Below are 14,862 nucleotides of genomic sequence, written 5' to 3'. Positions count from 1 at the left end.
TCCGATCAAAATTATTAACCTATTTAAAAAAATAATAAAAACCGCTTTATCAGTTCACATACAGATGAATAGATTTTGAATGGTCCTGCTAATTCTATTATCATTATCGCCTAATTTCCGTATCTTTATCTATTGATACCAAATAACGTTATGCAAGAAATTCTGAAGGCGGGAGATATATTTAAAACCTATGGAACGGTAGATGTGTTAAAAGGCATTGATTTTTCTGTTCAGCAAGGTGAAGTTGTATCCATCGTCGGGGCTTCCGGAGCCGGCAAAAGCACACTTCTTCATATTCTGGGAAGTCTGGATCGTCCGGATACAGGATGGGTGAAGATCAAGGATGAAGAAATTTCTGCTATGAATGATAAAACGTTATCTGCTTTCCGTAATCAGCATATCGGTTTCATCTTCCAGTTTCATAATTTATTGCCCGAGTTTACAGCGGTAGAAAATGTATTGCTGCCTGCTATGATTGGCAAGCGCAATCTCAAAGAAGCTGAAAACCGTGCGAAAGATTTGTTACGTTTTCTGGGTTTGGATCATCGTTTTACACATTACCCAAATCAATTATCCGGCGGCGAACAGCAACGTGTAGCTGTAGCCAGGTCATTGATCAATGATCCGCTGATTGTATTTGCCGATGAACCAAGCGGTAATTTAGATACACACAATGCAGAAGAATTACATCAGTTATTTTTTGATCTGCGTAAAACATATAATCAAACATTTGTGATCGTAACACACAATGAAAAACTTGCCGATTTATCAGACCGTAAAGTGGTCATGCAGGACGGCGTAATCATTTAATTCAACATCGGGTATGAGTGCTTCTATACATGAAATTCTCAAAACCTATTGGGGCCATTCAAACTTTCGTCCGCTTCAGGAGGATATCATAAATTCTATTTTAGGAGGCAATGACACCGTTGCGCTTTTACCAACGGGCGGAGGCAAATCTATTTGCTATCAGGTGCCCGCCCTGGCAAGAGATGGATTGGTATTGGTTATCAGTCCGCTCATTGCATTAATGAAAGACCAGGTAGAACAGTTGCGCCGTAGAGGCATTATTGCTACAGCAATCCATTCAGGCCTGCGCAAAACAGAAATCGATATTGCACTTGATAATTGTATTTATGGAAATATAAAATTGCTGTACGTTTCTCCTGAACGGTTAAAATCTGATCTGTTTAAAGAGCGTGTAGAGAAGATGAAGATCATTTGTATTGCTATCGATGAAGCGCATTGTATCTCCGAATGGGGCCATGATTTCAGACCTGCTTACAGGGAGATCGCATCAATCCGTACGCTGCTTCCTGAAGTGCCTGTGATTGCACTTACTGCTACGGCCAATGAAATGGTGCTGAATGATATCATGGATCAACTGGCGCTCCAGAATCCGCAGATATTTACACAAAGTTTTACCCGTAAAAATTTATCGTACTCGTGCTTGTACGAAGAGAATAAAGAGAAACGACTTGTGTCGATGCTGCAAAAGATTCCCGGCGTATGTATCGTATATGCCAATACCCGCGCACGTGTGGTAAGGATTGCGGAGTTTCTGAATCGGCAGGGCATTCCAACAGAATTCTATCACGGCGGACTTGATCATAAGCAACGCAGCATTAAGCAGGACGCATTTATGAAAAATACCGTACGTGTAATGGTTGCTACCAATGCATTCGGTATGGGCGTTGACAAGCCCGATGTGCGACTGGTTGTGCATATGGATGTACCCGATTCACTGGAAGGTTATTTTCAGGAAGCCGGCAGGGCAGGACGTGACGGTAATAAAGCCTTTGCTGTTTTGCTGCATACAAAGAAAGACGAAGAGGAATTGCTGGCTAAAATTCCCGTGGCACACCCATCTCCCGAAGTGATCCGGAGAATGTATCAATCGCTGGCAAACTATTATCAACTGGCAGTAGGCAGTGGGTATATGGAAAGTTATCCGTTCGATTTAGACGAATTCTGCAAAAAATATAATCACAATAAATTAGAGGCATTCTATTCCTTAAAGCGGATGGAGCAGCATGGGATTATCCAGCTCAGTGAAGCATTCTACAATCCACCCAAATTAAAGGTAATTGTAGATCATGAGCATCTGTATGATGCCCGTTTGAAAATGCCTAAGTATGATGAATTTATTAAGCAGTTATTGCGGATCTTTGGAGGTGAAGTATATACAGCATACCGCGAGTTCTCTTTTTCAACCTTGGCAAAATCAACCTTAACACCTGAATCTGAAATTGTAAGTAAAATAAAATTTCTGGTGCAGAGCGGTATCATTGATTTTATTGATGCCAGTGATGTTCCGCAGCTTACGTTTTTATTGCCTCGGCAGGATGCACCAAAATTACAATTAGATCTGCAATGGCTGGAAGACCGTAAAGACCACGATCAGGAAAGCGCAGAAAACATGATCGGCTTTCTGCATACACAAGGCTGCCGGGCGCAATATGTACTGGAATATTTCGGTGAATACAATGCAGCACCTTGTGGTATCTGCGACCGCTGTATCAGTAAGGCACGTAACAAAGAATATTATGACCATACTGCAATGGTAGTGCAGCAAACACTGCAAACGAAAAACATTCCGATCGAAGAACTTGAAAAAGAGTTTGCTGGCTTAGATAAAAATATTGTGCTTGACATTATCCGTACGTTGATGGATACTTCTAAAGTTAAGATCGATGATACAGGTAGGTATTTGTGGGTGAAAAAGTAATTGTTAGCAGAGGCTAGTACACAGTGAACAGTATACATTGTGCAGAGGGCAATAGTGAATACAGCATCATTTAGTTGATTTCTTATAACCTAATACTTAATACATAGAATATAGTATGAATATCGTTTTCTTAGACGCTTTAACAATGGGGGACATGCCTGAGCTGGAACGTTTCAACGGGTTTGGAGTCTATACACAATATGCTGAAACGGCTCCGGATGAAAGACTGGAACGTTGCTTAGAGGCAGACATCATCATTACAAACAAAGTAAAGATCGATGCTGCATTACTGGAGCTTCTTCCAAATCTTAAACTGATCTGTGTGGCTGCAACCGGAACAAATAATATTGATCTGGAGAAAGCAGCGGCATTGAATATTCCGGTGAAGAATGTTAAAGGCTATTCAACCAACAGTGTGGCGCAGCTTACTTTCGGTTTCATCATTGAATTGTATAATCGTATTTCTTTTTACGATACGTATGTAAAAGAAGAAATGTATTCTTCTCAACAACTCTTTACGCATATCGGTCCGGGTTTGGAAGAAATTGCTGGTAAAACAATCGGAATTATCGGAATGGGAGATATTGGTAAAGCGGTGGCAAAAATTGCAGCAGCATTTAATATGCAGGTGCAGTATTATTCCACCAGCGGAAAAAATACAGATGCAGGTTATCCCTCTGTTTCCTTAGAGGTACTTTTAAAGACTTCTGACGTAGTTAGCATTCATGCGCCATTCAATCCGCAGACAAGCCAGTTAATCGGCGCTAAACAGCTTGCAATGATGAAATCAGATGCGGTATTGATTAATGTTGGAAGAGGAGGGATTGTAGTAGAAGCAGATTTGGTTCGGGCATTAGAAGAAAAAAAGATTTATGCTGCAGCGCTGGATGTATTTGAACAGGAGCCGTTACCGCTTCATTCACCCTTATTGCAGCTGCAGGATCATGGTCAGTTGATCTTAACACCACACATTGCCTGGGCGAGTAAGCAGGCACGTCTTACCTTATTACAAGGCATTGAGCATAACATCAAACAATTTATTTCATAATACTATGCTTCACAACAAAGAACTTGCTCCAACAAGTGTTTATTTATGGCGAACGTTTGTGCTTTTTATCATTTCATTTACGTTTTTGGCATTATCACTTGGCTTGGGTGTCTGGGGATATCATTATTACGCTGGCTTGTCTTTTATTGATTCGCTGCTGAATGCAAGTATGATCTTAACGGGCATGGGGCCGATAGATCCCATGAAAACAGACGCTGCCAAACTTTTCGCTTCGTTTTATTCCATATACAGCGGCGTTGCTTTTTTAACGTCCATCGGTGTTTTTATCGCGCCTACCTTACACAGGTTGCTGCATAAGTTTCATATTGAAGACTCTGAATAGTTATCAGTTGCCAGGTACTAGTTACCAGACGAAGGAAGTACGAAGTATAGAGTACATAGTACATAGTACATAGTACAAAAAGAAAAAGGGATTTAGACATTTTGTCTAAATCCCTTTTTTATTCTATGTGTTCATCCAATGTGAGACAAAGTATGGATTATAGAGACGATTTGTACTTAATACTACTTCGTACTCTATACTTTTGTCTTGCAGCTGGAAACTAATACCTAGCAACTATTTCTCCAACGCCGCCACACCCGGAAGTGTTTTGCCTTCGAAGTATTCAAGTAATGCACCGCCGCCTGTAGAAACGTAAGATACATCGTTACCGAAACCTAAATTGTTGATTGCAGCAGCTGAGTCGCCACCACCGATTAATGAGAAAGCTCCTTTTTGTGTTGCTTCTTTAACTGCTTTAGCAATAGCAATCGTACCAGTAGCAAAGTTTGCAAATTCAAACACGCCCATTGGTCCGTTCCATAAAACAGTTTTAGAGTTTGCAACTACTTCGCTGAATAACTTAACAGTTTCAGGTCCGATATCCAGCCCTTCCCAGCCATCCGGAATTTCACCCGTTTTTACTGTCTGCTTGTTTGCATCGTTGCTGAAATCATCTGCAACAACGTTATCTAACGGTAAATATAATTTAACATTTTTCGCTTTAGCTTTTTCAATTAACGAAAGCGCAAGCTCTAATTTATCTGGTTCGTTGATTGATTTGCCAATCTTTCCGCCTAATGCTTTTGTGAAGGTATAAGACATACCGCCACCGATTATCAGGTTGTCAACCGTATCTAATAAGTTTTCAATCACCATGATTTTATCAGAGATTTTAGAACCTCCCATAACAGCTGTGATTGGTTTTTCACCTTGCTTTAATAATTTATTTGCATTGTCAAGTTCAGCCTGCATTACATACCCGCAAACTTTATCTTTGAAGAATTGTCCGATTACCGCTGTTGAAGCATGTGCTCTGTGTGCGGTACCAAATGCATCATTCACCCATACATCACCTAATACAGAAAGTTTTTTTGCGAATTCAACATCGCCTTTTTCTTCTTCCGGATAGAAACGTAAGTTCTCAAGTAATAATACCTGACCTGGTTTTAATGCTGCTGCTTTTGCTTTTGCATCTTCACCGATACAATCCGCCGCAAACAATACTTCCTGTCCGAACATTTTGTTCAGATAAGGAAGGATGTGTTTTAAAGAATATTTTTCTTCCGGTCCACCTTTTGGTCTACCTAAGTGTGACATCAAAATTGCTGAACCACCATCTTTTAATACTTTCGAAACAGTAGGTAATACTGCTTTTAATCTTGTATCATCTGTAATTTCAAAACTCTTATTAAGAGGGACGTTAAAATCAACGCGTATCAGGGCTTTTTTACCTGAAAAGTTAAAACTGTCTACTGTTTTCATGGTGGTTTTTTAAAATTATCTCAATTCGTCTCCTAAAATAGCAATACCTTTTAAAATAAAAAAGGCGACTTACAGCCGCCTTTTTTGTATTATTGATTAATACTTGATAATGAGCTTATTCACCGTGAAGCCACGCTTTCTTAGCTTGTAATTCTTCTGTAGTCTCAACATTATCCGGATCATCTACACAACAATCAACCGGACAAACAGCTGCACACTGCGGTTCTTCATGGAAACCGGTGCACTCTGTACACTTGTTTGGAACAATATAGTAGAACTCATTAGATACAGCTTCCATTGGGTCTTTGGCATCTATAGCTGTACCATCTTCCATCTGGATTTCTGTCAAACTTGTACCCGCAGCATAGTTCCATTCAACTCCACCTTCGTATATTGCTGTATTCGGACATTCAGGTTCGCATGCACCACAATTAATGCATTCATCAGTAATTATTATAGCCATATTCTCTCTTCGTAGTAATTGGTTTACAAAATTAGATACAAAATCCTTAGGTTCAAATTATATTTGCATATAATACATCAACAAAAAATACGGATGAAAGGTTTACATACAGATTTACAGACGTTTGCTTTATTACACGACCAGTTGCGAAACATTGATTCCGAAGAATTAAATGAATGGATGTACCGGGCAGAGGCAAATAATCCATGGTTTACAGCGGAAAATGTAAAATCTGCTTTAGAAGGAATTATTGAGATTCTGGAACCGAAAGCCCTGGAAAATTTTTTTTTCAGATACAAAATTTCTGCTTCTGCGAAAAAAATAGGGGTGATTATGGCCGGAAATATTCCCGCCGTAGGGTTTCACGACTTCTTATGTGTGCTTTTGTCGGGTAATATAGTATATGCAAAATTGAGCGGAGACGATAATGTACTCTTAAAAAAGATCGCATCTGTGTTAACACATATAAATCCTTCCTACGAAGAACGCATCTTTTTTGTTGATCAGTTAAAAAATATGGATGCCTACATTGCAACAGGCAGTGATAATACGGCAAAACACTTTGAATACTATTTTAGAAATACACCAAATATCATTCGTAAAAACAGAACTTCTGTAGCAGTACTTCATGGCGATGAAACAAAAGATGTTTTGATGGATCTGGGTTCAGATGTGTTTCAGTATTTCGGTCTTGGTTGCAGAAATGTATCGCATCTGTATTTACCGGAAGGCTATTCGCCTGTAACTATTCTGTCTGCCTGGGAGGGGGAATTTTCAACTGTACGTAATCATCATAAGTACATGAATAATTATGAATACAACAAAGCGGTATTACTGATCGATCAGGTACATCATTTTGATTCGGGTTATTTGCTGTTAAAAGAATCGGATCTGATTTTTTCACATATCGCTACATTAACATATTCATATTATACTTCGCAGGAACAATTGGCAGCATTGTTTGAAACAAACAAAAAACAGCTTCAGTGTGTAGTGAGTAATCAACAAACAGATCTGTATCCGTCTTATAAACTTGGCCAGGCGCAGCATCCGACTATTTCGGATTTTGCAGATGGTGTAGATACCATGGCATTTCTGACCGCCTTATAAGCACAATGAAACATATAAAGTTTACAGAGAAGATTACGATTCATGCATCAGCAGAAATTATTTTTGATGTAACACAGGATTATGCACAACGGCTTCGTTGGGATACGTTTTTAAAACAGGCAGAGTTAATAGAAGGGGCGGAGCGTGCAGGTAAAGGTGTGAAGGCATATTGTGCAGCAAAAAATGGCATGGGTATGGTTACTGAATATGTAACGTTTAACCGCCCTAAAGCTACAGCCATTAACATGACCAAAGGGCCATATATGTTTGAATCTTTTTTAGGTTCCTGGAATTATAAACACATAGGCGAAAATGAAACAGAAGTTATTTTTCTGTATGCATTTTCATTGCGTTTCCCATTTAATTTAATCTGGAAAATTGTTGAAAATAATTTACAGCGAAACGTACGGCAGCGGCTTCTTGATCTGAAAAAATATATTGAAACAAATTAAAAATAGAGAACATGCCTGAATAAAAAGAAATAAAAAATCCCGTCACAATATGTTGTGGCGGGATTTTTTTAGTGTGTGGTTTAATCCTTATCGGATTACTTCAACCCAGCCTTTATATCTGTTATTGTCCGGCAAGGTTAGTTCATAGTAAAATACACCATCGCTGTCTTCATCAGCATCCCAGGAGTTATCGTAATTGTTGCTCATGTATACTTCATTTCCCCAACGGTTAACAATTTTTAATCTGCTGCCTTTTGGTAGTGCCATGATCTCAAAGCGGTCATTTTTCCCATCTTTATTCGGTGTGATCAAATTAGGTATAAAGAACTCAACAAGAATGGTTATTTCGAATGATGCTGCACAACCATTTGTATCCAACACAAAGATGGTATGTGGCCCACTTGATAATTTGGTTAATAACACGGTATCGCCAACAACAGGTTCGAATATAATGTTGTCTGCGCTCCATAAATAGCCAGGCGTACCGCCCTGAATGTTATAGATTCCGGCAACGCCTGAATTCTCATGTCGATCAGCATCGTTTGAAAATACAGTAGCCGTTACAGCAGCAGGCTGAGTAACCGTGATCCCTGACGCTGAAATCGTGTCATATGCATTTTTTGTATAATTATAAACAAAGAAACTATCTATTTTATACGTACAAGCCTGATCTATAATTGTAAGTTCATAGGTGCCGGCTGCTTTGTCTGAATAAGCGGTTGAAGAACCAACCGGAGTTCCATCCAATTCATATTGAAATAAAGGTACCCCCCCATAAATAGAATCTAATACGATAAAACCATCAGAGCCACCATTACAGGTTGGTTCCTGAATACGCACATAAGGAATAGGGGCCGTTTTTGTTGGTAATGTAACTGTATAGCCATATGAGCAGCCATTTTTATCCTGTACGCGTAATGGGTAGCTTCCTGGTCCAAGGCCGGTAAATAACGTGGTCGAGAAATAATTGTCACCATCGTTAATACTGTATTTATAATCAGGAGTGCCGCCTGTGACATTTATAATCTGGATACTTCCGTCGAAATTTTTACAGGAGGAACCCACTATTTTTTTCTCGAATCCAATCTGTTGGGGTCCGGAAATTGTAAATGGATAATTTGTGATACAACCTGCTTTATCTGTAATGATAATGGTATGGTTACCGGAAACTAATTCATCAAAGAAAGCAGTTGGGCTGTCTACTCCATTAAGTGTATAAGTATACGGAGCAATACCTCCGGTAACATTGCTTAATTGAATGCTTCCATTATTATTTGTAGCACAAATATTATTTACAATTGTTGCAACGATTAACGACACATTAACACCATTTGGCTGTATGATCGTTGCTGTAACAGACGCTGTGCAACCTTTAGCATCTAATGCATCAATGGTGTATGTTCCTGCAGATAGATTTGAAAATAACGGATTGTCCTGCTGGGAAACTCCTGAAGGAGTAAGTGTAAACGTTATAGGAGTATTGGCATTGGATGTTGAAACCAGTATAGATCCATTATTTCCGCCTGCACATGGTGAAACATTTTCAGTTTGCTGCACGATCATGGCAAAAGATACAGGTTCTGTTAAACTGGTTGTAAGGCTTGATTGACATGAAATTCCATCATAAATAACTACGGTATAATTTCCTCCTGCCAGATTAGAGAATACCGGGGAAACCTGGAATGCGCCGCCATTCAACTTATAAGTATACCCGGTTGAATTACCGGTAACAGTTACTGTTAGTTCTCCATTGCTACCTCCGCCACATGATAGTGGATTCGTAATATCAAGCGTGGCATCAATTTTTGAAGTTGAAATAACTACAGCTATATCATTGCTTAAACAGCTATTTACATCTTTCAACAATACATGTACGGTTGTATCAGAAAGAATGCTTGCGATACTGAAATCAGCCGCTGTCTGGAATGTCAGACCTCCATCAAAAGAATACGCATTTGTAGCTGGTGTAAATGCCGCATCTATGGTTGCTGTAATGGTAGTACTTTGGCCTAAACATACGGTCGCGGGAGTGGCAACGGCAGAACCTGTAACAACAGGCGCCGGATCAATGATAACCGATAAAGAATCTTTACAGTTTTTGCTGTCTGTTACAACAATCTTATATGTACCAGCCGATAAATTTATCAAATCCTGATTCGTACTGCCATCTGTCCATAGATATGTATAAGGAACAGCGCCTCCGGAAACAGAAATATCAATTGAACCTGACAATGGGTTGGTACAGGTAACAGGAGTTGTTACAGAAGTAATTGACAATGGTGCCGGACTGTTTACAGTTCCATCAACATTAGCCGTACAGCCTTTGGAATCGGTAACAGATATTGTATATGTGCCGGTAGCTAAACCAGTAAATGTACTGTCTGTTTGAGAAGAACCCGATGGAGTTATGGTAAACGTTTTATCTGGATTGCCGCCATTCGATGTAATAACAATGGAGCCAGTTGTTGCAGATAAACATGGATTAATATCCGTAATTGTTTTAATATTGATTGTTAAGAGTACAGGCTCGGTTAGGGTAGTCGTGTAACTGGAATTACAGGCACTTCCATCATCAACAACTACCGTATATGTTCCGGCAGCTAAGTTGGAGAATATGTTTGAATGTTTAAATGCTGAACCGTTGATTGAATACATGTAAACGGCAGAGCTGCCTGTAATATTCATTGTTAATTCACCATCACTGTTTCCAAAACATGAAACAGTTTTTGTTACATCTAAATTTCCAGCAATTTTATTAGTAGTAACTGACACCGGGATCGGATCGGTTAAGCATCCGTTTATATCTTTTATAACTACAGATATTACTGTATCTCCTGTGATTTTGGCAATAGCAAAAGAAGAAGAAGACTGGAATGTTGACCCAGCATTAAATGAATAAGCGTTGGTTGCAGGTGTATAAGCCGCATCAATCGTTGCAGTAACCATAGTGCCCTGGCCGGAACAAACAGTTGCAGGGGTAGCAGATGCTGTACCAGTAATAGGTACACCATTAGCAATAGTAAATGAAACAGGAGTAGGGTTTGAACAGCCTTTACTATCTGTAATGGTTACAGTATACGTCCCTGCTACAACATTTGTTAAATTCTGCGTGGTTGCACCATTCGACCAGCTATAGGAATAGGGTGCTACGCCGCCTGTAGGAAGATCAAGTGAAATGGAACCGGAAGCTGAACCATTGCAGGATGGAGGTGTAGAAGTTCCTGTCACTGCTATTGAAGCAGGCTCTGTTATTGTATACGGGCCGAATAATTTTGAACAGCCTTTACTGTCTGTAATTGTTACAGAATAATTTCCGGCAAGGATAGACATATTGCTTTGAGTAGTTACACCATTAGACCATAAATAGGTAAAAGGAGCTGTTCCTCCGGTAGGTGTTGAAATAGAAATAGACCCGGTTGAAGTTCCATTGCAGGAAGCATTCATTTGGGTTTCCGTTGTTGCAATTGCAGCAGGTTCTGTAACCGTAAATGGTAAAACAAGTTTACAGCCCGAAGCATCTGTAATCGTTACAGAATAACTGCCTGCAATAAGGGAAGGATTATTTTGAGTTGTAAGTCCATTTGACCACAGGAATGTGTAAGGGGCTACACCGCCCGTTGGTGTAGAAATGTTTATAGCCCCTGTAGCTGTTCCATTGCACACAACCTGTGTTACAGCACCAATGCTTGATAATGCTGTAGGCTGTGTAATTGTAAATGTTGGTAATATACGGGAGCAACCATTTTGATCTGTAATGGTTAACGTATACGACCCGGCAGCTAGTCCTGTAAGATCTTTTATAGCAGCACCGGTGTTCCAGGAGTAAGAATAAGGGGCTGCTCCGCCAGTTGGTGCTGTAATAGTTATAGACCCCGTTGATGAACCATTACACGTAATATTGCTCACTGTACCAGTAGCAGAAATTGCTACAGGTTGTGTGATCGTAAATGGGCCAAAAGCTTTTGAACAGGTGTTATTATCGGTTATGGTTACTGTATAGGTGCCGGCAGCTAATCCCGAAACATCTTTTGTTGTAGCACCATTGCTCCATGAATACGTGTAAGGAGCAGTTCCGCCTGCAGGGGTAAGTGTAATTGAACCATCTGGTTTGCCATTACACGAAACACTCACTGGTGTTGCAGTTGCAGAAATTGCAATAGGTTCAGTAATTGTGTAAGGTCCAAATGTTCTGGAGCAGGTTGTGTTATCGGTAATCGTTACAGAATAAGTACCTGCCGGAGCATTGGTTAAATTCTGTGCTGTTGTACCATTGGTCCAGGAGAACGTATAGGGAGCATTACCACCCGAAGGATTAATAACAATACTTCCGGTGCTGTTTCCATTACATAAAACATTTGTGATTGTTGGTGAAGCCGTCAGGTTGATTGGTGGATTCTGTGAAATGGTTAACGGACCGATTGAAACAGAACAGCCATTTTTATCTGTAATCGTTACAGAATAATTTCCTGCAGTAACTGCAGATAAGTCTTTTGCAGTTACACCATTGTTCCATAAATAGGTATAAGGAGCCGTACCGCCGGAAGTGGTAACATCAATAGCTCCTGTTGATGACCCATTACAGGTAATATTAGTGATGCTGGTTGTAGCAGATATTGCAGTAGGCTGTGTAATTGTGAATGCAGGTAATACACTTGAACAGCCTTTCTGATCGGTAATGGTCAGGATATAGGTGCCGGCAGTTAATCCGGAAAGGTCTTTTGTGGTAGCTCCCGTGTTCCAGGAATAGGTATATGGAGCTGTTCCGCCTGCTGGTGTTGAAATAGTAATTGCTCCGGTTGGCACACCATTGCACAATGGATTTGTTACTGTTCCTGTCGCTGTAATTGCTGCCGGTTGTGTAATTGTAAATGGTCCCAATACTTTAGAACAGGTGTTGTTATCTGTAATAGTTACAGTATACGTTCCGGAAACTAATCCCGAAACATCTTTTGTGGTAGCGCCATTGCTCCATGAATACGTGTAAGGAGCGGTTCCGCCTGCAGGCATAAGCGTAATTGCGCCGTCTGGTTTGCCGTTGCACGAAGCATTTACTGGTGTTGCAGTCGCTGAAATAGCAGCTGGCTGTGTAATAGTGAAAGGCCCGAATGTTTTGGAACACGTTGAGTTATCGGTAATCGTTACAGAATAAGTACCTGCCGGAGCATTGGTTAAATTCTGTGCTGTTGTGCCATTGGTCCATAAGAATGTATACGGGGCGTTTCCTCCGGTAGGGTTAATCGCAATCGCTCCTGTACTGCTTCCGTTACACGTAATAGGTGTCGGCGTAGCAGTTACACTGATCGGAGTAGTTTGGGTAATGGTTAGAGAACTGATTACAGTAGAGCAGCCATTTTGGTCTGTAATGGTTACAGAATAGGTCCCTGCAGCTACAGCAGATAAATCTTCTGTAGTTGCACCATTGTTCCATAAATAGGTATAAGGAGCCGTACCGCCGGAAGTGGTAACATCAATAGCTCCTGTTGATGACCCATTACAGGTAATATTAGTGATGCTGGTTGTAGCAGATATTGCAGTAGGCTGTGTAATTGTGAATGCAGGTAATACACTTGAACAGCCTTTCTGATCGGTAATGGTCAGGATATAGGTGCCGGCAGTTAATCCGGAAAGGTCTTTTGTGGTAGCTCCCGTGTTCCAGGAATAGGTATATGGAGCTGTTCCGCCTGCTGGTGTTGAAATAGTAATTGCTCCGGTTGGCACACCATTGCACAATGGATTTGTTACTGTTCCTGTCGCTGTAATTGCTGCCGGTTGTGTAATTGTAAATGGTCCCAATACTTTAGAACAGGTGTTGTTATCTGTAATAGTTACAGTATACGTTCCGGAAACTAATCCCGAAACATCTTTTGTGGTAGCGCCATTGCTCCATGAATACGTGTAAGGAGCGGTTCCGCCTGCAGGCATAAGCGTAATTGCGCCGTCTGGTTTGCCGTTGCACGAAGCATTTACTGGTGTTGCAGTCGCTGAAATAGCAGCTGGCTGTGTAATAGTGAAAGGCCCGAATGTTTTGGAACACGTTGAGTTATCGGTAATCGTTACAGAATAAGTACCTGCCGGAGCATTGGTTAAATTCTGTGCTGTTGTGCCATTGGTCCATAAGAATGTATACGGGGCGTTTCCTCCGGTAGGGTTAATCGCAATCGCTCCTGTACTGCTTCCGTTACACGTAATAGGTGTCGGCGTAGCAGTTACACTGATCGGAGTAGTTTGGGTAATGGTTAGAGAACTGATTACAGTAGAGCAGCCATTTTGGTCTGTAATGGTTACAGAATAGGTCCCTGCAGCTACAGCAGATAAATCTTCTGTAGTTGCACCATTATTCCATAAATAGGTATAAGGAGCCGTACCGCCGGAAGTGGTAACATCAATAGCTCCTGTTGATGACCCATTACAGGTAATATTAGTAATGTTGGTTGTAGCAGTGATTACTGTAGCAGGTTCTGTCACATTGAATGTAAATGCCTGTTTGCAATCTTTATTATCAGTAATGGTTACAGTATATGAACCAGCCGTTAGACCGGAAATATCTTCAGTTGCTGCACCATTACTCCATGCGAAAGATTTATAAGGCAATGATCCGCCTGTAGGAGAAATATTTATTGAACCGGAATTACCGTTTTTACAGGAAACATTTGTAATAACAGCATTCGCATTTATAGGAGCAGGCTCTGTAACGGTAAAGGTTCTGGATAATTTACAGCCATTACCATCTGTTATCGTTAATGTATAATCACCAGCTGTTAGCCCTGAAATATCTTCAGTTGTTGCACCATTACTCCAGGAATAGGTATAGGGCATGGTTGGCCCTCCTGTTACAACCGCATCAATAGCTCCGTCGTTTCCTCCATGACAGGAAACCGATTGTATTGGTCCAGTAGAAATAGATAGAGCAGCAGGCTCAGTTAATGAAATTGATGTGGGGCATACTGTAAAACCTCCTCCTGCCAGAGGTACTTGCACAACTAATAAATAATTATCAAATGCCGGAAGATTTGTAAATGAATAATTATTAAGAGGATAATTATTAACAATAATGGGGCTAATGATGCCACTAAAAAGAGAATAATTGTAATTATTACCTGTAGAAGGAACACCTCCAGTAATTGAAACAATAATACTACCTGAATTGTCTCCGTTACAACGTAAATTTTGAGTAGTAACAGTAACTTTAATAGAAGGATTACACTGAGCATATGAATCGAATGCGTTGAACGCAATCACGCATACACACAGTGCAAGTGTAAAAAAATGTACAAATATTTTTATTAAATTATTCAA

Annotated in this window: 9 protein-coding genes; 6 read left to right on the top strand and 3 right to left on the bottom strand. The window is 40.3% G+C overall.

Annotation, left to right across the window (positions count from 1 at the left end; all coding sequences use genetic code 11):
* Nucleotides 1–150: 150 nt before the first annotated feature.
* The 4 genes from CHU_RS10900 to CHU_RS10885 all read left to right on the top strand — a co-directional run bounded on the left by CHU_RS10900 (nucleotide 151) and on the right by CHU_RS10885 (nucleotide 4,119).
* On the top strand, nucleotides 151–810 hold the full coding sequence (locus CHU_RS10900; RefSeq protein ID WP_049755537.1) for an ABC transporter ATP-binding protein: 660 nt from the start codon (nucleotides 151–153) through the stop codon (nucleotides 808–810).
* Between the two features lie 13 nt (nucleotides 811–823).
* Nucleotides 824–2,728: a RecQ family ATP-dependent DNA helicase gene (locus CHU_RS10895; RefSeq protein WP_011585612.1), complete on the top strand. Its 1,905-nt coding sequence runs from the start codon at nucleotides 824–826 to the stop codon at nucleotides 2,726–2,728.
* 115 nt (nucleotides 2,729–2,843) lie between these two features.
* Nucleotides 2,844–3,776 (top strand): D-2-hydroxyacid dehydrogenase, encoded by a 933-nt coding sequence (locus CHU_RS10890; RefSeq protein WP_011585611.1) that lies wholly within the window; start codon nucleotides 2,844–2,846, stop codon nucleotides 3,774–3,776.
* Between the two features lie 4 nt (nucleotides 3,777–3,780).
* Nucleotides 3,781–4,119 (top strand): hypothetical protein, encoded by a 339-nt coding sequence (locus CHU_RS10885; RefSeq protein ID WP_011585610.1) that lies wholly within the window; start codon nucleotides 3,781–3,783, stop codon nucleotides 4,117–4,119.
* Between the two features lie 234 nt (nucleotides 4,120–4,353).
* Here the strand turns inward: CHU_RS10885 and CHU_RS10880 are convergent, their stop codons facing one another.
* Nucleotides 4,354–5,541: a phosphoglycerate kinase gene (locus CHU_RS10880; protein ID WP_011585609.1), complete on the bottom strand. Its 1,188-nt coding sequence runs from the start codon at nucleotides 5,539–5,541 to the stop codon at nucleotides 4,354–4,356.
* Between the two features lie 115 nt (nucleotides 5,542–5,656).
* Nucleotides 5,657–6,004 carry a 4Fe-4S dicluster domain-containing protein gene (locus CHU_RS10875; RefSeq protein ID WP_011585608.1) on the bottom strand — a complete coding sequence of 116 codons (348 nt, stop codon included), beginning with the start codon at nucleotides 6,002–6,004 and terminating at the stop codon, nucleotides 5,657–5,659.
* 93 nt (nucleotides 6,005–6,097) lie between these two features.
* Between CHU_RS10875 and CHU_RS10870 the strand changes: the two genes are divergently transcribed.
* Both CHU_RS10870 and CHU_RS10865 read left to right on the top strand, forming a co-directional pair.
* Nucleotides 6,098–7,114: an acyl-CoA reductase gene (locus tag CHU_RS10870; RefSeq protein ID WP_041932345.1), complete on the top strand. Its 1,017-nt coding sequence runs from the start codon at nucleotides 6,098–6,100 to the stop codon at nucleotides 7,112–7,114.
* 5 nt (nucleotides 7,115–7,119) lie between these two features.
* Entirely contained in the window at nucleotides 7,120–7,566 is a 447-nt protein-coding gene (locus CHU_RS10865; RefSeq protein WP_011585606.1) for a type II toxin-antitoxin system RatA family toxin, read from the top strand.
* 87 nt (nucleotides 7,567–7,653) lie between these two features.
* On the opposite strand, the gene CHU_RS19405 is transcribed toward CHU_RS10865, so the two are convergent.
* The gene (locus tag CHU_RS19405) at nucleotides 7,654–14,862 is read right to left on the bottom strand and encodes a gliding motility-associated C-terminal domain-containing protein (RefSeq protein ID WP_011585605.1); all 7,209 of its coding nucleotides are present in this window, start codon (nucleotides 14,860–14,862) and stop codon (nucleotides 7,654–7,656) included.

The organism is Cytophaga hutchinsonii ATCC 33406, from assembly GCF_000014145.1.
GTDB lineage: Bacteria > Bacteroidota > Bacteroidia > Cytophagales > Cytophagaceae > Cytophaga > Cytophaga hutchinsonii.
The sequence above is the reverse complement of the archived record's forward strand: the minus strand, read 5'-3'. Positions and strand labels throughout refer to the sequence as shown.

Coding starts and splice junctions, on each gene's coding strand:
- CHU_RS10865 (WP_011585606.1), top strand. CDS start 7,120: ATGAAACATATAAAGTTTACAGAGAAGATTACGATTCATGCATCAGCA.
- CHU_RS10875 (WP_011585608.1), bottom strand. CDS start 6,004: ATGGCTATAATAATTACTGATGAATGCATTAATTGTGGTGCATGCGAA.
- CHU_RS10895 (WP_011585612.1), top strand. CDS start 824: ATGAGTGCTTCTATACATGAAATTCTCAAAACCTATTGGGGCCATTCA.
- CHU_RS10890 (WP_011585611.1), top strand. CDS start 2,844: ATGAATATCGTTTTCTTAGACGCTTTAACAATGGGGGACATGCCTGAG.
- CHU_RS10900 (WP_049755537.1), top strand. CDS start 151: ATGCAAGAAATTCTGAAGGCGGGAGATATATTTAAAACCTATGGAACG.
- CHU_RS10885 (WP_011585610.1), top strand. CDS start 3,781: ATGCTTCACAACAAAGAACTTGCTCCAACAAGTGTTTATTTATGGCGA.
- CHU_RS10880 (WP_011585609.1), bottom strand. CDS start 5,541: ATGAAAACAGTAGACAGTTTTAACTTTTCAGGTAAAAAAGCCCTGATA.
- CHU_RS10870 (WP_041932345.1), top strand. CDS start 6,098: ATGAAAGGTTTACATACAGATTTACAGACGTTTGCTTTATTACACGAC.